At 46.9% G+C, this 22,706-nt stretch carries 3 protein-coding genes; 2 read left to right on the top strand and 1 reads right to left on the bottom strand.

Annotated features, from left to right (window positions below; translation table 11 throughout):
• Positions 1-81: 81 nt before the first annotated feature.
• Together yccS and KIV40_RS05035 are read left to right on the top strand one after the other, a co-directional pair.
• The gene (gene yccS / locus KIV40_RS05030; RefSeq protein ID WP_285348131.1) at positions 82-2,235 is read left to right on the top strand and encodes a YccS family putative transporter; all 2,154 of its coding nucleotides are present in this window, start codon (positions 82-84) and stop codon (positions 2,233-2,235) included.
• A 534-nt stretch (positions 2,236-2,769) separates the two neighbouring features.
• Complete coding sequence (locus KIV40_RS05035) at positions 2,770-3,036, top strand: hypothetical protein (RefSeq protein WP_005533336.1); 267 nt, start codon at positions 2,770-2,772, stop codon at positions 3,034-3,036.
• A gap of 262 nt (positions 3,037-3,298) precedes the next feature.
• Here KIV40_RS05035 and KIV40_RS05040 read toward each other — a convergent pair whose 3' ends face one another.
• Entirely contained in the window at positions 3,299-21,934 is an 18,636-nt protein-coding gene (locus KIV40_RS05040) for a retention module-containing protein (protein ID WP_285348132.1), read from the bottom strand.
• Between the last annotated feature and the right edge of the window lie 772 nt (positions 21,935-22,706).

Raw genomic sequence — 22,706 nt, forward strand, 5'->3', positions numbered from 1 at the left:
TTTTATTAAATTAGGTCATAAACGCGCTATAGTGAGTTTGTTAAAATTCTCTCGTTTTCCACCGGCAACGAAAGGCGCATTGTGCAAGCTGCTTTAAAATTTCGCCTCTATTGGGCAAACAAAACCATCAACTACAGTATCCTGATCCTTATTACCTTATTAGGCGTCGTGATTCCTGCATGGTACTTTCAACAAAACTCATTGATCACGCCCCTCATCTTAGGTGTTATCGCGGCAGCATTGGCAGAGAGTGACGACAGCTTCACGGGAAGGGTCAAAGCACTGATTCTTAACTTTATCTGTTTCGCCGTCGCCGCTCTCTCGATTGAGATTCTCTTTGATACGCCATGGGCTTTTGCGGTCGGGCTGTTTGTCTCAACCTTTGGCTTTATCATGCTGGGTGCTATCGGCCCGAAATACGCCAGCATCGCGTTTGGATCTTTACTGATAGCCATCTATACCATGCTCGGCGCCCATGAAAGTACCAACATTTGGTTTCAACCGCTGCTGCTTCTCACTGGTGCGGCTTGGTACTATTTCATGTCGATGATTTGGCAGATGTTCTGGCCACTTCAACCTGTTCAGCAAAGTCTTGCAACTGTATTCCTCCAAATCGCCAATTATCTCGACGCGAAGGCGAAGCTATTTCACCCAGTAACAAACTTAACGCCTCAGCCAATGCGTATCGAGGCAGCAAAGTTAAATGCGGCTACAGTGAACGCTCTCGACGCTTGTAAAGCAACGCTATTAAGCCGCTCTAAGCGTGGGCACATTGATGGCCCAAGTGACCGATTTTTGAATATCTACTTTATCGCACAGGATATCCACGAACGAGTTAGCTCAAGCCACTATCGTTACCAAGATTTGGCCACCGAATTCGAGCGCTCAGACGTTTTATTCCGCTTTAAGTACTTACTTGAGTCCCAAGCTCAGGCTTGTCGCGATATTGCTCATGCGATTCGATTAGGGAACGAATACACCCACACTGACCAGTCGATTTTGGCGTTAGCCGAATTACAGAACTCATTGGGTTATCTGGAAGAGCAAGAACAAGCACACTGGAAGCGTCTTCTGAGTCAGTTGACCTACTTGTTCAATAACCTTGCGACCGTAGAGAAACAGCTTAGTAACATTAACAACCCAGATGCAGAGCGCTTGGAAGAAGATGTGCTAGATGATACGAACCCACATACGCTTAAAGCGATGTGGCAACGTATCTCAGCGAACTTACACAAAGATTCCATGCTGTTCCGTCATGCATTACGTATGTCGATTGCACTAACGGCGGGCTACGGAATTATTCAAGCGTTTGATATTGATCGTGGCTACTGGATTCTGCTTACCACGTTATTTGTTTGCCAACCAAACTACAGTGCGACAAGACAAAAACTCACAGCGCGTGTAATAGGTACATTGGCGGGCTTACTGATTGGTGTACCACTTCTTACTTTCTTCCCTTCACAAGAAAGCCAACTGGTGTTTATTGTCGTTTCTGGGGTGATGTTCTTTGCTTTCCGAATCAACAACTACGGCTATGCGACGGGTTTTATCACTTTATTAGTGCTTTTCCTGTTCAACCAACTGGGCGAAGGTTATGCGGTAGTACTTCCTCGCCTTGCAGATACACTGATTGGCTGTATGTTGGCCGTTGGCGCGGTCATGGCCATTCTACCCGATTGGCAGTCAAAACGTTTACACAAGGTCATGTCAGATGCGATAGATGCAAACAAACAGTATCTGGGTCAAATCATTGGCCAGTATCGAATTGGCAAGAAAGATAACTTAAGTTACCGAATCGCCCGTCGGCAAGCACACAATAACGATGCAAACCTTTCTTCCGCGATCAGTACGATGCTGGCAGAGCCTGGTAAGTATCGAACCGCCGTGGATGAGAGTTTTCGCTTCTTAACGCTTAACCATGCCATGCTCAGCTACATCTCTGCTCTTGGCGCACACCGCACAAGAATAGAAGATGAGGCCATTCATCAATTGGTGCTTGATGCACACCGTTGTATCCACCAGCATTTAGATGTGCTTCACCAACAATTGCATCAACATTGTGAAGAATGCGATTTATCCTCAATTAACGATACGAACTTGGAGCAGCGCTTGAATGAATGGCGCGACGAGGACGATCATTCAGCTCGAATGGTACTTCAGCAATTGCATCTTATTTATCGCATGCTGCCGGAGTTACATTCGCTCGCCTCTAAGTTTGCCGTTCGCGTGAACTAACTCAGCCTGTAGTCTCACTAAGACTATTGAACCGGCTTCGCATATTAAAGGGGTAGACTATGATTCTACCCCTTTATGATTACGGGACTTATTCATAAGAATATTCTTACACGTCACTTGATACCACCTGACATTTCTCGGACAAAAATCACTATCCAAAACCTATTCTAACCATATTAGAACACTGTTTGATTGTGACCATGAAGGTCGCTGAGGTGGGTTAATGAAGGAGAAGCCCAAGAAACGCGAGGAGGTCGAGATGACTACTCAATAATTTAATGAGTTACGAAAGAAGATTAATGAGTTGACTGCTGCTCAGCTGAAATCACTACAAGGTGACATTAACTATTCTCTTCATAAAAAAGAAAGCCCTTTACTATCAAGTGAAGAACGCGAGATGCTGTCAAAACTGTTTGCTTAATCAAACATTGAGTAAAAGCACTTGCACGAAATAACAACACTTCCTATGCTAACAAAAGCATAACAAGTGAGAGGATTAACATGCCAGTATCGGGAATTCAGTCCGGATATAATATGATTCAGCTGTCGCAGAAGATGGCTGAAGGTGCTGCGCATGAAATCCAACAAGACTTTGTTAAAGAAAACGATTTGACCTTCAATAAAGTGGATCTCGTCAAAGACAACGAGCTAGCGTTTAATAAGGTTGCCTCTGAATTACCAGCCAATCCAATCGAGCCTCTCGTCAACCTAACTCAAGCGGCAAGCTACAACCGTATCGGCGCCTCTGTTGTAGATAAGAACAACGAAGTGATTGGCAGCCTGCTCGATATCCACGTTTAGTCATTTCTTCACGTCTCGTCATTTGTCCAAGTTTATCCATTTCTTAGCTTCATTCGGCCAGTTTCTCCCCTCTTCCGTTGATTTTAAACCATCATTGCTAGTAGATGTGCCGCTGAGCTATCAAGCGTATCGCTAGAGTGTGCTCGACTGCATACATAGTAAAAGGACTGAATACTAAAAAGCGCGATAACTCCATGAGCTATCGCGCTTTTGCTTTCGAGTTAGTTGCCCTTCTTTGAGCTAACGACTCTGTTGCTTCTCGTTAGCCATTACTTAGAACATTATTGTTCAGCAATGATTCAACGATTTCATTCGACGTTAGCCCATTGAAGTCTATCGAATCGCCCAGATGTTCGACGACGATCGTCTGGCTTACATTTGCGTCCGTGGTGATGCTTAAGGACACAGCTTCTGTCGACGCATCATAATCGGCTGTGATTTGGCCAAGCAGATCATCCATATCGATCATCGGGTTGTTTAGATCAGAGATAACCTCTCGCAAATCAATACTGTCTTCGTTCACAGTAAAATCTGTAATAGTATCAACTGCCCCTTCATCCACTGAATCAACTGTCCACTTGAAGATATCACTGCCGTCTCCACCCGTTAAGATGTCCGACCCCAAGCCGCCAATAAGCACATCATCGCCGTCTCCACCGACGATAAGGTCATCGCCCACACCGCCAGTCAAGTTAATGCCGGTATCTCCACCAACAAGATAGCTGTCATCGGTCGCACTTGACTGATCAATATCGTCACTGTCGTCGCTGACATCCAAGCTAATTTGGACAGGCGCAGACTGGGCTTCATCACCATTAGATTCTGTAGATATCGCCGTAACAGAAATATCGTAAGAACCGATATCAATACCGTTATTGGTATCCGTTGCAATGATTTGCAGCGTGTCTATCTCATCGCTAGGAACCGTCCACGTTGTGCCATCAAAGTTGATGTTTGATGGAGACACACCACTCGTTACTTCTGCGCTAGCTGGCACACCAGTGAGTTCCAAGGAAAGCACTTCATCAATGTCGGTCAAGGCCGCCATGATGCCAACGATCGCGAGACCTTGGCCGCTTGCTGTTTGGCTCGCAGCAATCTGTCTAATGTAGTTAAACTGAGGGTCAATGCCCAACGTCGGAGCATCAGCCACAGGCGTCACATTAATGGTGAAGTCTTGATTCGCTTCCAACGCCGTGCCCGCCGCGTTCTCGAAGTACACTCCATTATCTTCGACTTTCACCGACAAAGTGATAGAGGCGGCGTCAACATCTCCCGCATCGACAAATACGCCCTCTGAAGCGTCAGTCGCACCAAGAACCGCGTTAATGTTATCTGGGGTACCCATCAGAATAACTTCACCAGCTATACCCGCTCCAACCGTAACGCCACTGCCTACAGGAGGCTCAACACGCACATCTCCCTCTATCACACTCAAGGTAACGGTCATCAACTCATTCGCTTGTGCACCAGTAAAATCGATATCACTCACGCTAATGCCCGTAATCTTCTGACCATCCGCTTCGTTGATCGTATCTGTCACCGATGTCGCTGTAATTTCAGGAGCATCATTGGTTGCTTCAACATTCAATACGGCTGTGCCAGCAATTGTGATTGGATCTGGCGCGCCGTTAGTGGTGCCGTCATCCGTGATTTCGTAAGTGAAGTTAACGTCACCAAAGAAGTCTGCAGCAGGTTCAAACGTCCATTCTGTCGCATTGACTTGGGTTAACGTACCAGCCGAAGGATCCGCCAAAGCGACATTACTAATGGTCAAGTTATCTGATTCAGGGTCACTCGCGTTACTTAGTAGCTCAGCTGCTGTAATACTTACAGCCCCGCCATCCTCTTCGGTACTGGTTAACGTCACCTCTGATGTGACAGGAGAATCATTGACCTCTGTGACTTCGAAGGTTGCTGTTCCCGGCGTCGTTTGAGGATCGGATGCGCCATTCGTCGTGCCGTCATCGGTAATGTCGTACGTAAGCTCGACTGTGCCGTTGTAACCCGGCGCTGGTGTAAATGACCAAGTACCAGAGACGCTATTGAAACCCAATGTACCGCTACTTGGGTCGACCAATTGAACGTTACTCACAGTCAATGTGTCGTTCTCAATATCAGAGGCATTCGCCAACAAATCAGCTTGAGTAAGCTCAACCGCCGCACTGTCTTCCGCAACATCAGAAAGTGTCACTTCAGACGTTGTTGGTGCATCGTTCACTTCCGTTACATTGAATGAAGCCGTGCCATTAACCGATTTAGGATCGGATGCACCATTTGTCGTACCGTCATCTGTAATGGTGTAAGTGATTTCGACAGGGCCGTTATAGTCAGGTGCAGGCGTAAACTCCCATTCCCCCGTCACGTTGTTGAAGCTAACACTTCCAGAATTTGGATCCGTTACCTGCACGTTGCTGACCGTGAGGTTGTCGTTTTCAATATCCGTAGCGTTTGCAATTAACTCCGCTTCGGAAATAGAGAACACGCCACTGTCTTCAGCAATATCTGCTAGGGAGACAGGCGTCGTTTCTGGCGTATCGTTAACTTCTGTCACTTCAATAGTAAAGCTACTGCTGTTGGTGTTGAGTGTGTCATCCACGCCACCAATTACGAGACCTTCATTGCCTTGGTCATCGATAGTCACGTCAACTTGAACGTCACCAAAGAAGTTCAGGTCTGGATTGAACTCAATCAGCCCGTTGGCAATCGCATTGTTTAGATCAGCAACAGTGCCTTTAAGCTCAACAGAGTCCGTACCATCGCCACTCACGGTTAGGTTGTAGTTCGTCACGAGCGTTGGATTTAGCGCCAAGAGACCATTGTCGACGGTAACATCGAGCACGTACTCAGCACTCGGATCATCCAACACGGCATCAACATCGGTAATACTAAAACCATCTAACAGAAGTGGCGTATCCTCTGGTGTTTCCACATCCACCGTGTTAACAAACTCTGGACGGTCATTAACCGCTTCGACTTCGACATTGACATCAAATTCCTTTGGCGTACCTAGACTTTGACTTCCATCTAGACCGGTATCAACAGCCTGAACTTTAAACCCTAGCGTGCCATTCCAAGAGTTATCGTTGCGATCGCCCGAGTTAAACACCACTTTATCGAGATCTTGGGCGTCAATCTCTAGGACGAATACACCACCGCCTTGGTCAACAAACGCCGTGCCGTCTGCAAGCTCAATACTTGCACCATCTGGCACATTTGTAATCTCGACACGTAGCGTTTCTGGATCGTTTTCTTGATAGTTCGCACCATCACCAATCGATTCTTTGTTATCAACCACCAGCGCATTGATGTTGATATCAATGTCCTCACCCTCGTTCCCTGACACCAAAGAATCTGGGTTTACATCAACATCATCACCAATTGGATCGATGGTGACCTTGAAAGTACCCGTATGCTCAGTCGGCACTTTCAGCAGCTCCTCTTGAGTAAATACCGTGATACCGATATCCACCTCACCACTGAAGTTTTTCTGTGGTTGAATTTCAATGTCACTTAGGTCAATAGATGTCTGCCCTGGGTTGGCAAGTTGAATACTCCACTCACCTCCGCCATTATTTTTGACCGTGTAATCAGATGAGCTTGAATCCACAAGAAAATCTGTTGGTAGGCCCGTAAGCTTCAGGGATACAAATTCTTCAGAGCCGTCATTATCATTTAGGCTAATGGTGAGACCAGTGCCCGACTGACTGAGTGATATGAGCGTATCTTCATCACCCGATATCTCAATTGGCTGTGTAGGATCGGCGCCGCTGATCGTAATATCATCCACAACAGGCGTAATTTCAAACGATACGCTATCGGTAAATGTACGCACATCCACATTATCTCCAGGATTCGCAAGCGTCGTTTGATTGATGAGAGCGGTATCGGTGATCTCTCCTTCAATGTTAATTTGAACCGTATTTTGTCCACCACCAACTGGGTAGTTCTCTTTCGGCTTGAATAACACTTCATCCAAAGCACCCGCCGCAATCTCAGCAGCACTGAACTCAACACTTGTGCCTAATGAGTTACCACTGGAATCGACAAATTCGCCCAATGTCGTATCATCAAGCGTGAGCTTAATGTTGGTGAGCGTCTCTCTGCCCGCTTGCAAGTTATTACGGTTGTCAGCAAAGTCGACATTCAAGTTGAGCTGAATCAAGCCATCTTCGTAGCCAATACCATCGTTGGTTGGGACATCATTGTTAAGGTCATTCACTGGTTGCTTGTCAGCATCTAGGCCGAGCGTACCAGTTATATCCAATGTGATATCTGGCGTCACATCAGTATCAAGCGGTTGATCACCAGAAGAACTCGGCACGTCCGCAATCGGCAATACTTGTACCGGGATAGATTCAAGTGCGCTCTTCTCATCACCTGACAATGTATCGGTAGTCACAAAGATAACCGGTAGCTCAAAGTCGCCTGCCCAGTCTTCACCAACACGTAAGGTGAGACTGTCTAAGCCCGTAATATTGCCACTCGCATCAATACCAGCTTGGAAAACGTATTTACCATCGACAAAGTCAACGTCTGTGCCCACAACCACCAAACCAGGAGGAGCCCCAGGAGCAGAAGGGTCAATCACAACCGTAAGAACGTCTTCGACACCATCGCTGTTAATCGTGGTAAGTTTCGACGCAAGCTGCGAGCCAAAATCAATTAAATTGTCTTCATTGGCATCAATCTGGACGGTATTGTCTAAATCAATCTCAGCCGCCACACTCGTTTGTGGTGCGATATCAGTCGGGAACTCTAGAGTAATATCGGTTTGACGAATAACGGTCGCGTCTTTCTCTACCGCATCTTCACCTAAGTCATTGACTTGAGCAAAAATCGTCAAACCAATCGATGAAATACCACCATTGTCCGCATCATCAGAATCATCGTTTGGTGTTAGGTCCAACCCCGCTGGCGCAATAATCGAGAAGTTCTCTTCATCAGTGATCGTCCAACGGCCACCACCTTCATTAGAGGCACCAACAATGATTAATTGATCAAGAATTTCAGGGTCGGTATTGCTGAACTGCACAACTAGTTGCGTTACAACTTCATCGGACGAGTTATCAAATTCTTGATATTTGATGATGTTGGCACCCGTTTGGCCACCAGCGGATGTATTAATAGTAAAGTCTATATGACCTAGCGCATCTGAGCTCACGACATCGGTCGTTGTACCTCCGGCATCTTCAACGAGAAGACGAGTTTGATCGGCAACCAGCCCTGTTAAATCTTCTGCTTCAACAATTGGGTTAACAGTCACGTTTACCGTACCGTTAATAACAGCTGAAGCAATGCCTTCACCCGGATTACTCGCATCGACATATTCAGCGTCAATTTCTTTCACCGTCACTTGGGTACTCAAGCTAAAATCAGTACTCGAATCTTGCTCGAGTTGAACTTGGATGTAGCCATCTTGAGTCACTCGTGCAGAGAAATCTTGCTCTGACTCGTTAGCCGCTGGGGTCAGCGTGATACTACCGCCTGTTACCGTTTGAGCAACACCGTCCACGTAGACAGTACTTCCAGCAGGGAAGCCGCTAATAGTCAATTCCGCGTAAAACTCGTCGGCATCAGGACTTTGAGTCAACGTTGGCTCCCAATCAATATTGATACGGGTATCTTCGTTGCCCTCAGAGCTCACAACATAGTTATCTTGTGCATCGATTACAGGTTCAACTTTTACACGAATCTCCCGCTCGACAATGCGAGTATGTCCATCATCTTCCGTCACGATGATGCTACCAGTAATGTGGATGTTCTCAGTTGATGAACTTTCGGGGATAATTTGGATCCCTGAATTGAAGTTCAAACCAGTAATGTTAGCTTCATAAATTGGTTTGCCATTGATGTCAGTACCAACATAAGTTAGGTCAACACTACCACCGTCAGAATCAACCAGCTGAACACCATCTGGAATATTTGAAAGCACGACAGTAAGGGACTCAGAGGTATCCAGAGGCTTGTCCTTCACTTCACCTGATACAACAGAGAAGTTCAGTAATGCGACGCCATCTTCAGGAATCGTCGTCTCAATGCCTGACGTCGTACCATCATCAAATATGGACCAACTATTGTTACTTTGATTGATCAATACAACATCTGGAATATCAGCGACACCTTTTACTGCGACATTCACGGTTTGTGTGCCCAACGAGAGGATATTCTGAGCAGAACCAGACGACAATGACGCGTTATCTTTTACTATCCCTTCAACATCAAAGGTAAAGTCATTATTGCTATGCAGAGGAGGTAACACTTCCACGTCAGCCAAGTTAGCTTCTGGGATTTCGTAGTACAATACGTTACCACCGCCATCCGTAACCGTGTTGATCTGGCTTGGGCTAGCATTGTCCAACCACACCAATGTCACGCCATTTTCAGAGAAGTTTGAAATACGAACAAACAACTCTTCCGAACCATCGATATCAACAGATGGCGTCATCGTAATGACTTCGCTCAACTGAAGTGGATCATGGTCTACCACAGGGTCTACGGTATCTTGAGTGCGCGCATTATCCTCAAAGATGTTGATGCGATTCACCACAAAATCGGCTTGGTCAGCCACTGGGCTAACGTCAATCACAATTTCTTCGGTCTCAGAGCGCGCCGTTTCTTTGCCCGTGAGTGGGTTTGTGCTCTCAGTAGTAATCGCCGTCACATCAAGCTTAATCTGACCAGAGAAGTGCTCCGATGGATCCACTTCGACCTCATCAATTCTGCTCGCATCTACTAGGTATTTACCGCCGACCTCTGGAATTGGGGTACCGTCAGAGTAGACAAGCGTCGCGTTGGCTCCGCCCTCGGTAAAGACGAGCTCATAAACAATAGCCTCTGGGTTACTGATGTCTTGCGTGTTCGCTTCGATATCCAATTGAACATTGTTGCCATCTTCGTCAACGGTATAATCGAAGATACTGCTTGCATTCCATGTCGCGATATCAGCGACCGCATCCACTTCGATATCCAAGCGACCGTTGATTGTGTGGTCTGGCGTGCCATTATTAAGAATTTCAACACGGATACGAGGATTGATACCTGAAGCATCCGTTGATGAATGACGGTCCGGCACAAAGTACAAGTTTTCTAAGGTGACAAACTCACCACTGAAGGACTGTTCTACATTTGATGCATCAAGAACGACGGTGTTACCCACAGGCGTTAATTCAATATAGTTACCGCTACCGTCTTTGTAGTAGAAAGTACCGTTATGAGTGCTTGCGTCTCGGATCGTAATATCACCCAGACTTTCTGTTCGATCGATATCATGCAGATTAATAACTAAGTCGACTTTCGCTGGGGTGATATCCAACGCTGATAAATTGTCTTGAGTGTTTGCAGAATCAATACCTGCAACCAGACCACCTCGCCCTTGGTCTTCAAAAGCGAGAACCGTAGACGTATCGATCTGAGCGTTTCGGTCCGTGACCGAAATATCGACATCCGCGTCGCTGGTATCGCCGTCGCCATCGGTCGCGACAACGTTAATAGTGAAATCAATGGAGTCTGTTTCTGTATGATCAATATCGTCATTCGGACGGAAAGTCACTCGTCCATCCGTACGCACGACTAAGCGACCAATTTCTGTATCAACGCCATCAAGGACTTTATGGACAAAGACGGTTTGATCACTGCCATTTAGGTCTATGGTGTCGGAGTCTACGCCGTTTTGCTTGAAGTAAATTCCTGAGTTATCTGCGGTAAATGAGGTAATCTCTGCACCATCAGCACCGTAATTTAGGTCCCCTTCAACCGGGTCTGTAAACAGTTGTACTGTTTGACCACCCTGGCCTTCTACGCGCGAGATTGATGCATCATAAATGGTTGGAACGTCATCAGTAATAGAAACAGGCAGGGTGATTCCAGCCGTGTCACCATCAACATCTGTAGTAAATATAGGAAGGTCGAGGGTTAGCTCATCCTCACCTTGTACAGAATGATCTAATATCCCTTCCAAGGTAAATTTGTAAGAGCCATCAGCATTCAGTTCTACGGTGAATACTGAGTTTCCATCCGGAGTCTGCCCTTGATAGGTGTAGTTGTTGTTGCTTACTGCAGTTTGAACAAGTGTCACCGATAACCCACCGGAAGTGACTCCTGGAATAGGGTTTGAAGTCAGATCCAGTTGGTACGAGACAACGGTATCTGCCCCTTCCACCGTATCGAAATTACCTGTTGCTTCTAGGCTGTCTTTATTGGTCAGCTGCGAGCCGTCAACTAAGTCATCCTCGTCCAATGAAAGCGCGTCAGCTGATATGATTTCAGGAATGTCATCAACAATGGTGATTGGAAGGTTCAGTGATGATGACGTATCACCATCAAAATCTGTCACTGTAATTGGGATATCAATGACAAGGTTGTTTTCACCTTGAACAGCATCATGGTCGATCGGTCCCAACAGTTCAAATTGGTAACTGTCGTTATTCGCATCAAGAGACAACGTGAAGATCTTAGTTGATGTGCCAGTGATGACCGCTTCGTAACTGGTTACGCCACCAACAGTACTCACCAAGTTAAGTTCAATGTTTTGACCGTTGGAAGTTAACCCTGACACAACAGAATTAAGGTCAGAAACTTGGTAGCTAGCAATCTCATCCGCCCCATCAACGACTTCAAATCCACCAGTTAATACCGTTGAATCGCCACTCGTCGTGTCAGAGCCACCAGCAAGGTCATCTTCATCAACGGTTTGTTGGCTAGAGTCTGTCACTTTCACAATCGCTGGAACATCGTCCACCACGGTGATCGGCAAGGTGATATTATTGGACACATCGCCATCAAAATCGGTCGCGTTGACTGGGAAGTTGATGACTAACGAGTTTTCATCGTTACCCGCAGGATGATCAAGTGCACCCAACAGTTCAAATTCATAGCTGTCCGCTGAACCATTTAGCGTCAGTTTAAAGACGGTATCCGTCGTACCTTGTACATAAGCTCGGTACTCAATCACACCGTTTGAATTTGAGAACTCAACCAACTCAAGCGGTTGACCACCTGAGGTAAGTCCAGATACAGGTGACGTCAAGCTATCCAACTGGAAGCTAACGATAGAATCGGCACCATCCGTAACGTCAAAGTTGCCGCCAATGATATTGGATTCTGGCGTATCGTCCGAACCTTGACTTGGAATATCATCTTCATCCACAGACAAGGTACTACCAGAGCTAATAGCATCAATGGTTGGCTTGTCATCTACGATCGTCACTGGCAAGGTCGCAGTGATGGTATCGTTGTCGCCATCCGTGATCTTCACAGGTAGATTCAGCAAAATCTCATCAGAGTTAACCGCATGATCTAACTGACCAGATAACTCAAAGTCGTATTTACCACCTTGATGAAGTGTCAACGTGAAGACCGTCACTCCACTCGGAGTTTGTCCTACGTAAACAAGCGCGTCAGCAGTTGAAGCACCAACGTCTTGAGAAACTGTTACCTCTTCTCCACCCGATTTCAGATTCGGGACAGGATTTGAGCTTAGATCCAATTCGAAAGCATCAATACCATCTGCGCTAGTAACTTCGAACTCACCTGATACCGTTAATGGCTCTTTCGTGACATCAGAGCCAAGAGGTAAATCATCTTCGTCGACACGTAGACTTTCAATATTGGTAACAACTGGAACATCGTCCACAACGGTAATTGGCAATGTGAAGGCTGGTGAAGTATCACCATCATTATCTGTCGCCGTCACAGGGAGGTTAATAACAATCTCGTTTTGCTGATTACCATCTGGATGATCAAGCGGCTTCTGTAAATCGAACTCGTAGGTGTTGTTCGTTGCATCCAACGTCAGTTCGAACACCACTTCAGCAGGATTGCCAGCGACACCTTGGTATACGTTCACGCCGTTTGCGCTAGAAGACAGAACTAAGGTGATAGCGTCACCATCTGAAGTCAGTGACGCAACAGGCGTGGTCAGGTCACTCAGCTGAATAGAAGCAACTTGGTCAGCACCTTCGGTGACATCAAAAGTACCTGAAATAACAGTATCTTCTGCACTTGCAGCATCTGTACCTGCTGGTAGGTCATCTTCATCAACGGTTTGTTCGCTGCCTGCTAGTAAACCATCAATGGTCGGAACATCATCCACAACCGTAATTGGTAAGGTGATGTTATTCGACACGTCTCCATCAAAGTCCGTCGCGTTTATCGGCAAATTGATGATTAGTTCATTTTGGCCATCAGCATTTGGATGATCGAGAGGAGCAAGCAAATCGAACGTGTAGCTATCATCAGAAGCATCAAGGGTCACACGGAATACTGGTGTCGTCGTGCCATCAATACGAGCTTCGTAAACTGAAACGCCACCAGCGTTTGATACTTCAACCACAACCAGAGATTGACCACCAGAGGTCAGGCCTTGTACTGGCGTCGTTAGGTCAGAAACGACGTACTCCACAATGCCATCAGAACCATCAGTCGCGATGAAGTTACCGGCAATGCTATTCGACTGTGTACCATCAGAACCGACTGTTGGGATATCATCCTCATCAACCGTTTGCACACTTGTTGCTTCGATGCCACCAAGTGTCGGTTTGTCATCAACGATCTTGACAGGAATTGTCTCAGCAGAGGTATCGCCATCAAAGTCTGTCGCGATGATTGGGAAGTTCAGCGTTAACTCATCGCTATCAACAGCATGGTCGATTGGACCTTCAAGCGTGAAGTTGTAAGAGCCATCGGTATTCACTGTCAACGTAAAGACCGCTTCAGAGCCCGCTGTCGCCTCGTAAGTAAAGCTACCATCGCCATTTGCGGTTTCCGTCAGTGTGACGGCCACGCCTTGTGATGTAAGGCCAGCCACTGGTGTTGCAGACGCGTCAAGCTGATAGCTCACCACTCGGTCCGAGCCTTGTGTGGTGGTGAAGTTGCCATCGATTGAAATCGGGCCAGTCTGATCTGAGCCAATCGTACTTAAGTCATCTTCATCAACGGTAATCGCATCGACTTCGGTAATAGTTGGCTTATCATCCACGATGGTGACTGGGATCGTTTCTGTGGTGGTATCACCATCAAAATCCGTTGCGATGATTGGGAAGTTCAGTGTCAGTTCATCACTGTCTGTCGCATGGTCGATTGGACCTTGAAGGGTGAAGTTGTATGAGCCATCCGTGTTTACTGTTAGCGTAAAGACAGCATCGGTTCCCGCAGTGGCTTCATAGGTGTAGCTACCGTCGCCGTTTGCGGTTTCCGTCAACGTCACTGCCACACCTTGTGATGTTAGACCATCAACTGGCGTTGCAGAAGCATCCAATTGGTAACTCACTACCCCATCAGAGTCTTGCGTTGTAGTGAAGTTGCCATCAATGGAAATTGGATCTGAGCCGTCGGAGCCAATCGTCGCTAAGTCATCTTCATCAACCGTGATGGCATCTACGTCAGTGATGGTTGGTTTATCATCAACGATGGTGACAGGTAACGTCTTCGATGAGGTGTCGCCATCAAAGTCTGTTGCGATAATCGGGAAGTCGATTTGCAGACTGTCGCTATTCACCGCATGGTCTAGTGGGCCCTGCAGAGTAAAGGTGTAGCTGCCATCTGGCTTCACCACCAATTCAAATACGGCATTGCCATCTGCTGTGGCAGTGTAAGTAAAGCTACCATCACCATTTGCCGTCTCAGCAAGCACGACAGGATCACCATGAGAGGTTAACCCTGATACTGGATCTGCTGTTGCATCAAGCTGGTATTTAACAACGCTGTCTGAGCCTTCCGTTGTGGTGAAAGAGCCCGACATAAACGCATCATCGTTTTGGTCTGAGCCAATTGTAGCGAGATCATCTTCGTCTACTGTCAGTGGAACAACGTTATTAATGGTTGGAACGTCATCAGTAATCGTGACTGGAATGGTCGCGGTCGTCGTATCGCCATCAAAGTCTGTTGCAATGATTGGGAAGTTCAGTACTAGCTCATCGCTGTTTAACGCGTGATCGATTGGCCCTTCCAGACGGAAGTCATATGTGCCATCAGCATTCACATTCATGGTGAAGACCGGATTGCCATCCGCGGTAGCCACGTAAGTGAAGCTGCCATCGACATTCGCAGTCTCTACCAAAGTAACAGGCTCACCTTGAGAAGTTAAACCTGAAACAGGATCAGCCGTTGAATCAAGTTGGTAGCTCACCACTCGGTCTGAACCTTGAGTAGTCGTGAACGCGCCTTCAACAAACACAGCGTCAGTTTGGTCTGAGCCGATAGATGCGAGGTCGTCTTCATCCACAGTCAGAGGCACAACATTATCGATAATTGGTGCATCATCCGTGATCGTGACTGGAATGGTTGCCGAAGTCGTATCACCATCAAAATCGGTGGCAATAATTGGGAAATCAATCGTCAGGCTGTCACTGTTAGCTACATGGTCAATCGGGCCTTGCAGCGTAAAATCGTAAGTGCCATCTGTTGCTACGTTTAACGTGAATACCGGATTGCCGTCTGCGGCCGCCACATAAGTAAAGCTGCCATCACCGTTGGCGGTTTCCACCAAGATAATCGCCTCACCTTGAGAGGTCAGCCCCGCAACAGGATCAGCGGTTGAATCCAGTTGATAGCTCACCACTCGGTCAGAGCCTTGAGTGGTGGTAAACGCACCTTCAACGAACAGATCGCCGCCAGGGTCGGAACCCACACCGCTAAGGTCATCTTCATCGACACTCAACGCATCCACCGCTGTGATGGTCGGTACATCATCAACAATTGTGACTGGAATGGTTTCAGTGACGGTGTCGCCATCAAAGTCGGTTGCGATAATTGGGAAGTTAAGTGTCAACTCGTCACTATCAACCGCGTGATCAATTGCCCCTTCTAGCGTGAAGTTATAAGAGCCATCAGTATTCACAGTCAAAGTAAATACAGGGTTGCCACCCGCAGTCGCTTCATAAGTGAAACTACCATCACCATTTGCGGTTTCTGCTAGCGTGACCGCTACACCTTGCGAGGTTAAACCGTCAACTGGTGTTGATGTGCCATCGAGTTGGTAACTCACCACTCGGTCTGAACCTTGTGTGGTGGTGAAGTTACCATCAATAGAAATTGGATTACTTTGGTCTGAGCCAATTGACGCTAGGTCATCTTCATCAACCGTAATGGCATCTACGTCAGTAATAACTGGCTTATCGTCCACGATGGTGACCGGGATAGTGGCATTTGTGGTGTCACCATCAAAGTCGGTCGCGATGATTGGGAAGTTGAGCGTTAACTCATCACTATCAACAGCATGATCGATTGGGCCTTCAAGCGTGAAGTTATAAGAGCCATCAGTGTTCACTGTCAGTGTAAAGACCGACTCGGTGCCTGCTGTTGCTTGATAGGTAAAGCTGCCATCGCCGTTTGCGGTTTCAGTCAGCGTGACTGCCACGCCTTGTGATGTGAGTCCAGCTACTGGTGTTGCAGACGCGTCAAGCTGATAGCTCACCACTCGGTCCGAGCCTTGTGTGGTGGTGAAGTTGCCATCGATTGAAATCGGGTCAGTTTGGTCTGAGCCAATCGTACCTAAATCATCCTCATCAACGGTAATCGCATCAACATCGGTAATAGTTGGCTTATCGTCCACGATGGTGACTGGGATCGTTTCTGTGGTGGTATCACCATCAAAATCCGTTGCGATGATTGGGAAGTTCAGTGTCAGTTCATCACTGTCTACCGCATGGTCGATTGGACCTTGCAGCGTGAAGTTGTATGAACCATCCGTATTCACGGTCAGCGTGAAGACAGCATCGGTTCCCGCAGTTGCTTCATAAGTGAAGCTACCGTCGCCGTTTGCAGTTTCCGTCAGCGCCACTGCCACACCTTGCGATGTTAGGCCATCAACTGGCGTTGCAGAAGCATCCAATTGGTAACTCACCACCCCATCAGAGCCTTGCGTTGTAGTGAAGTTGCCATCGATTGAAATTGGATCTGAGCCGTCGGAGCCAATCGTCGCTAAGTCATCTTCATCCACGCGGATTGCGTCTACGTCAGTGATGGTTGGTTTATCATCAACGATGGTGACAGGTAGTGTTTCTGTCGACGTATCGCCATCAAAATCTGTTGCAATAATCGGGAAATCGATTTGCAGGCTATCGCTATTCACCGCATGGTCTAGTGGACCTTGCAGAGTAAAGGTGTAGCTGCCGTCTGGCTTCACCACCAATTCAAATACGGCATTGCCATCTGCTGTGGCAGTGTAAGTAAAGCTGCCATCACCATTTGTTGTCTCAGCAAGTACGACAGGCTCACCATGAGAGGTTACCCCTGCTACTGGATCTGCTGTTGCATCAAGCTGGTATTTAACAACGCTGTCCGAGCCTTCAGTTGTGCTGAAAGAACCCGACATGAACGCATCATCGTTTTGATCTGAGCCAATTGAGGCAAGATCATCTTCGTCTACCGTCAGTGGGACAACATTATCGATGGTTGGAACGTCATCAGTAATCGTGACTGGAATGGTCGCGGTCGTCGTATCGCCATCAAAGTCTGTTGCAATGATTGGGAAGTTCAGAACTAATTCATCGCTGTTTAACGCATGATCCACCGGACCTTCTAGACGGAAGTTGTATGTGCCGTCTGCATTCACGTTCATGGTGAAGACAGGATTTCCATCCGCGGTAGCCACGTAAGTAAAGCTGCCATCGGCATTCGCAGTCTCTGCCAGAGTAACTGGCTCACCTTGAGAAGTTAAACCTGCGACAGGGTCAGAAGCTGAATTGAGTTGGTAGCTCACCACACGGTCTGAACCTTGGGTGGTCGTAAACGCGCCTTCAACAAACTCAGCGTCAGTTTGGTCTGAGCCGATAGATGCGAGGTCGTCTTCATCCACAGCCAGAGGCACGACATTATCGATGATCGGCGCATCATCCGTAATCGTGACTGGAATGGTTGCCGAAGTCGTATCACCATCAAAATCGGTGGCAATAATTGGGAAATCAATCGTCAGACTGTCACTGTTAGCGGCATGGTCAATCGGGCCTTGCAGTGTAAAGTCGTACGTACCATCTGTTGCTACGTTTAACGTGAAGACAGGATTGCCGTCCGCGGTCGCCACATAGGTAAAGCTGCCGTCGCCATTCGCGGTTTCCACCAAGTTAATCGCCTCACCTTGAGAGGTCAGCCCCGCAACAGGATCAGCGGTTGAATCCAGTTGATAGCTCACCACTCGGTCAGAGCCTTGAGTAGTGGTAAACGCACCTTCAACGAACAGATCGCCGCCTGGGTCTGAACCCACGCCGCTAAGGTCATCTTCATCGACACTTAACGCATCCACCGCTGTGATGGTCGGTACATCATCAACAATTGTGACTGGAATCGTTTCTGTGACGGTGTCGCCATCAAAGTCGGTTGCGATAATTGGGAAGTTCAGTATCAGCTCGTCACTATCCACCGCGTGATCAATTGGCCCTTCTAGCGTGAAGTTATAAGAGCCGTCAGTATTCACTGTTAGCGTAAAGACCGCTTCAGAGCCCGCTGTTGCTTCGTAGGTGAAGCTGCCATCACCGTTTGCAGTTTCAGTTAATGTGACAGCCACGCCTTGCGATGTTAAACCGTCAACTGGTGTTGATGTGCCATCGAGTTGGTAGCTCACCACTCGGTCTGAACCTTGTGTGGTGGTGAAGTTACCATCAATAGAAATTGGATTGCTTTGGTCTGAACCGATTGACGCTAGATCATCTTCATCAACCGTGATTGCATCTACGTCAGTAATAACTGGCTTATCGTCCACGATCGTCACTGGGATAGTGGCGTTAGTGGTGTCACCATCAAAGTCGGTCGCGATGATTGGGAAGTTGAGCGTTAACTCGTCGCTATCAACAGCATGATCAATTGGCCCTTCTAGCGTGAAGTTGTAAGAGCCATCAGTGTTCACTGTCAGTGTAAAGACCGACTCAGTGCCTGCTGTTGCTTGGTAGGTAAAGCTGCCATCGCCATTTGCAGTTTCCGTCAGTGTGACGGCCACGCCTTGTGATGTAAGGCCGTCAACTGGTGTTGCAGACGCGTCAAGCTGATAGCTCACTACTCGGTCAGAGCCTTGTGTGGTGGTGAAGTTGCCATCGATTGAAATCGGGTCAGTCTGATCTGAACCAATCGTGCCTAAATCATCTTCATCAACGGTAATTGCATCAACATCGGTAATGGTTGGCTTATCATCCACGATGGTAACAGGCAATACGATTTGGCTTGTGTCACCATCGAAATCGGTAGCAATAACGCTAAAATCAAGGGTTAAGCTGTCGCTATTTGGCGCATGGTCGATTGGACCTTGCAGCTCAAAACTGTACGAGCCGTCGGTATTCAAGATCAATGTGAAGACTGCACTACCATTTGCCGTTGCGCTGTAGGTGTAACTGCCGTCTGCATTTTGCGTTTCGGCAATGGAGACGGTTTGCCCTTGAGATTGCAGGCCATTTAAAGGATCAGCATTTACATCCAACTGATACTGTACGACGCCATCAGAGCCCTGAGTTGTCGTGAACTGACCTTCAACCAACATTGGCTGTGATTGGTCAGAGCCTAGCGAACTTAAGTCATCTTCATCGACGGTAAGAGCAACAACGTCATTAATGGTTGGCACATCATCAGCAATGGTAACTGGTAGAACAAGTGAGCTGGTGTCACCGTCAAAGTCCGTTGCGACAATAGTGAAGTCTAGAGTTAAGCTATCACTACCCACAGCATGATCGATTGGACCTTCAAGGGTAAATGAATAAGAACCGTCAGGGTTCACTTGTAAGGTGAAGATAGCGTCCCCTTCTGCCGTTGCAGAATAGGTAAAGCTGCCATCTGAGTTGGTTGTTTCCGTCAGAGAGATAGATCGACCCTGAGATTCCAACCCATTGAGTGGATCAGTGCCGCTTTCTAATTGATAACTTACAACACGGTCTGAGCCCTGAGTCGTCGTGAAGTTGCCTTGCGCGAGCACAGAGTCGCTTTGATCGGAGCCGATGCTTGATAAATCGTCTTCATCGACGGCTAGTGCCTCAACGCCATCAATCGAAGGAACGTCATCTTGAACTTGAATGACAATTTGCGCTGCTTCTGGTGTGTTCGAACCGTCGGTAATCGAGGAACGGTCACCATCCGCATCTACCGCGTAAACTGGCAGTGAGAAAGTAAGCGAGTCATCGTTAGCACCCGTATGGTCAAGTTGTTCATACAAGTTGAATTGGTATTCGCCCAATGCAGGTGCATCAATCGCCACATCAAATACGGTAATACGCACACCATCCAGCTCAATGAAGCCTTCGTAAGTACGTACGCCGTTACTCTCGGACGCTAGTTCTAGTTGAACAACCTGCCCTTGAGATTGGAGTTCTCCACCAACATTAAACTCTGTAGGTTCCAACTCATAGTGATCAATGATGTCACTACCGACCGCTGTCGTGATCGACCCAGTGCCACTTGTTACTACCGCGCCTTCCTGTGAACCTTGGTCAACCCCCGCCTCGTCTAAAGACAATCCCGTCACGTTTTCAATCACTGGGTTATCGCCATCAAGGATGGTCATCGTAAAGGTGTTGCTTGCCGTATCTTGGTCAAAGTCGACGATTGTGGTTGGTAAAGAGAGCTCAATCGTATCTTCACCATTTGTTTGTTCTAACGGCTTAAATTGCTCAAATTGGTAGGTACCATCGGTGTTCAGACTGATGGTTAAGACGGTTTCACTCGAGCCAGCAATGGACAAGATGATAGTACTGCCGTCTTCAGAGAGTACCGCTTCTGTCGCCTGATTATCACTCAGTAGGCCATCGAACTGACTAAGTCCTTCTTGATTAAACGTGACCGTTGCTAATTGATCACTACCAATATCAACAAAGGTGCCAGTGATTGGTGTAGAGGAAGATTCAACGTTTTCAAAAGTAACGTTTTGCGGCGCGGGATCATCGCCATCAATAACGGTTGTCGTAAAATCAATAGGCGCTTGAATGCTGTTACCACCAATATCTGCGCCTGTAATATCAAAAGCGATATTGATTTGATCACCGACGATAGATACTTGGCCATCAGCAACAGACGCGACATGGTCAATACCCTGGCTAATCGTGGTAACGACCTCTAACTCTAAATCACGACCTAAAGATGTCGCTTCGATCTCGATACGAAGTACTTCGTTACCTTCTTGGGTGCCAATAATGGCATTTTGCGCTTCGTCATAAACGAACGCTACTGGCTGACTACCAGAAGTAATTTCACTGTTAAGCTCAGTTAACAGAGACTCTAATGAGGACGTCTCAGGTACAAATGAAGCAGTATCAAGTGCGAGATCACCAGCTTCAACCTGCACAGTGGAAGAAATGGTTTGCGGGTAGCTTGATAGAGAAATGGAGCCTTCTACTACTTGAGAAGAAAGAGATTGGCCACCATCGGCAAAAACAGTGACATTTAAGCCGTCAGGATCATCTTCAGTATCCGTGTTACCAGTCGGAGCTGAGGTTTCAAAAAACGTTGAGGCCAATACTTCAGGGTTATTGTATTCAACAGTAACAAAGCCTGCGTTTGCAGACCCAGAGCCACCGCCGCCAGTAGCCGGACCCGCGGCTGTGGCTTCAAGGATAGCCGTAGGGTCAGCGCCTTCTAAAATGGCTTGCTGAATCGCGGCAACATCCTCAGCCCCAAATTCGGCGTCAGCCGCCGCTGTTGGATCGACATTGATTTGGCCATCAACGGGCGCTTGAACAACCGCGTCTGTCGGTTGTTGCTCTAAAGATGGTGCTGGTATGCAGGCTACACAATTCTCATCCACGAGATAGAGTGAGCCTTCCGCGATCACTTCAATGGAAGCGCCGTTTTCAGTGATGATAACATCACCCGGAACTAATACATCGCCAACGTTTATCGCTCTCACCTTCCCCTCAAGGCTTAGCGCGTAAACATCCCCTTTGACAGCATCTACTACAACTTCTTGCGGCACAGCTTGTGTACTCATCTGACCCCCGCTAATGGCTAACGCACTTCGTTAGACCTTTATAAATTACTTTAGTTTACAGAAATGTGATTCACATTATCTCACCAGACTGATTTAACTAACTATTGAGTCAATAAACAATCAAATTTTGTTCTTTCGTTAGCAACATGAAATGAAAACCTCACCAAGTCACAAATATGCGACACATGTAGATGTAAATTATCTATTAATTTTATGAAACAAAAGGCTTATTAAGCAAAGGTTAGTTTCAATCCAGTGAGAAGAAAAGTTGAACAACCTAAGAATTGAGAATCAAGCCACCAGTGCCAATTAGTAAGGGTAGAAAGGCAAACAAAACATCGTATGTAGACGAACGCTTTGCCAACCTAATAAGCAAAGGAGAAGTAAAGAACATCACGATAAGATACTGAATAACATAGGAAGAAGGGATAAAAATCAACAGTAGTATGTGAGTTAGGATATGAACCCCAATTCCCAGTGAATTCGGTTTTGTCCGCATGATAAGAGCAAACGAAAAAATAAGACTAATAGCAATTGGCATAAATCAAACTTAATTAATAATAATTCTCATTTTCAATATTATGTTATTGTTTACCTTCCTTCAACTTTGTTTTATCTATTGTTGCCATCACTAATATCAATCAACACAATAAGTAAAATTATCAATAATTTCTCTCCTAAACGTTTGCGTAATCGCTAACCTTCTCTTAACCTTTATTTGAGGCTTTCATCACGGTTTTTCCATTGCTATAGTGCACCCATCAAAACAAAA

The sequence above is a fragment of the Vibrio sp. D173a genome (genome assembly GCF_030248475.1).

Coding starts and splice junctions, on each gene's coding strand:
- KIV40_RS05040 (WP_285348132.1), bottom strand. CDS start 21,934: ATGAGTACACAAGCTGTGCCGCAAGAAGTTGTAGTAGATGCTGTCAAA.
- KIV40_RS05035 (WP_005533336.1), top strand. CDS start 2,770: ATGATTCAGCTGTCGCAGAAGATGGCTGAAGGTGCTGCGCATGAAATC.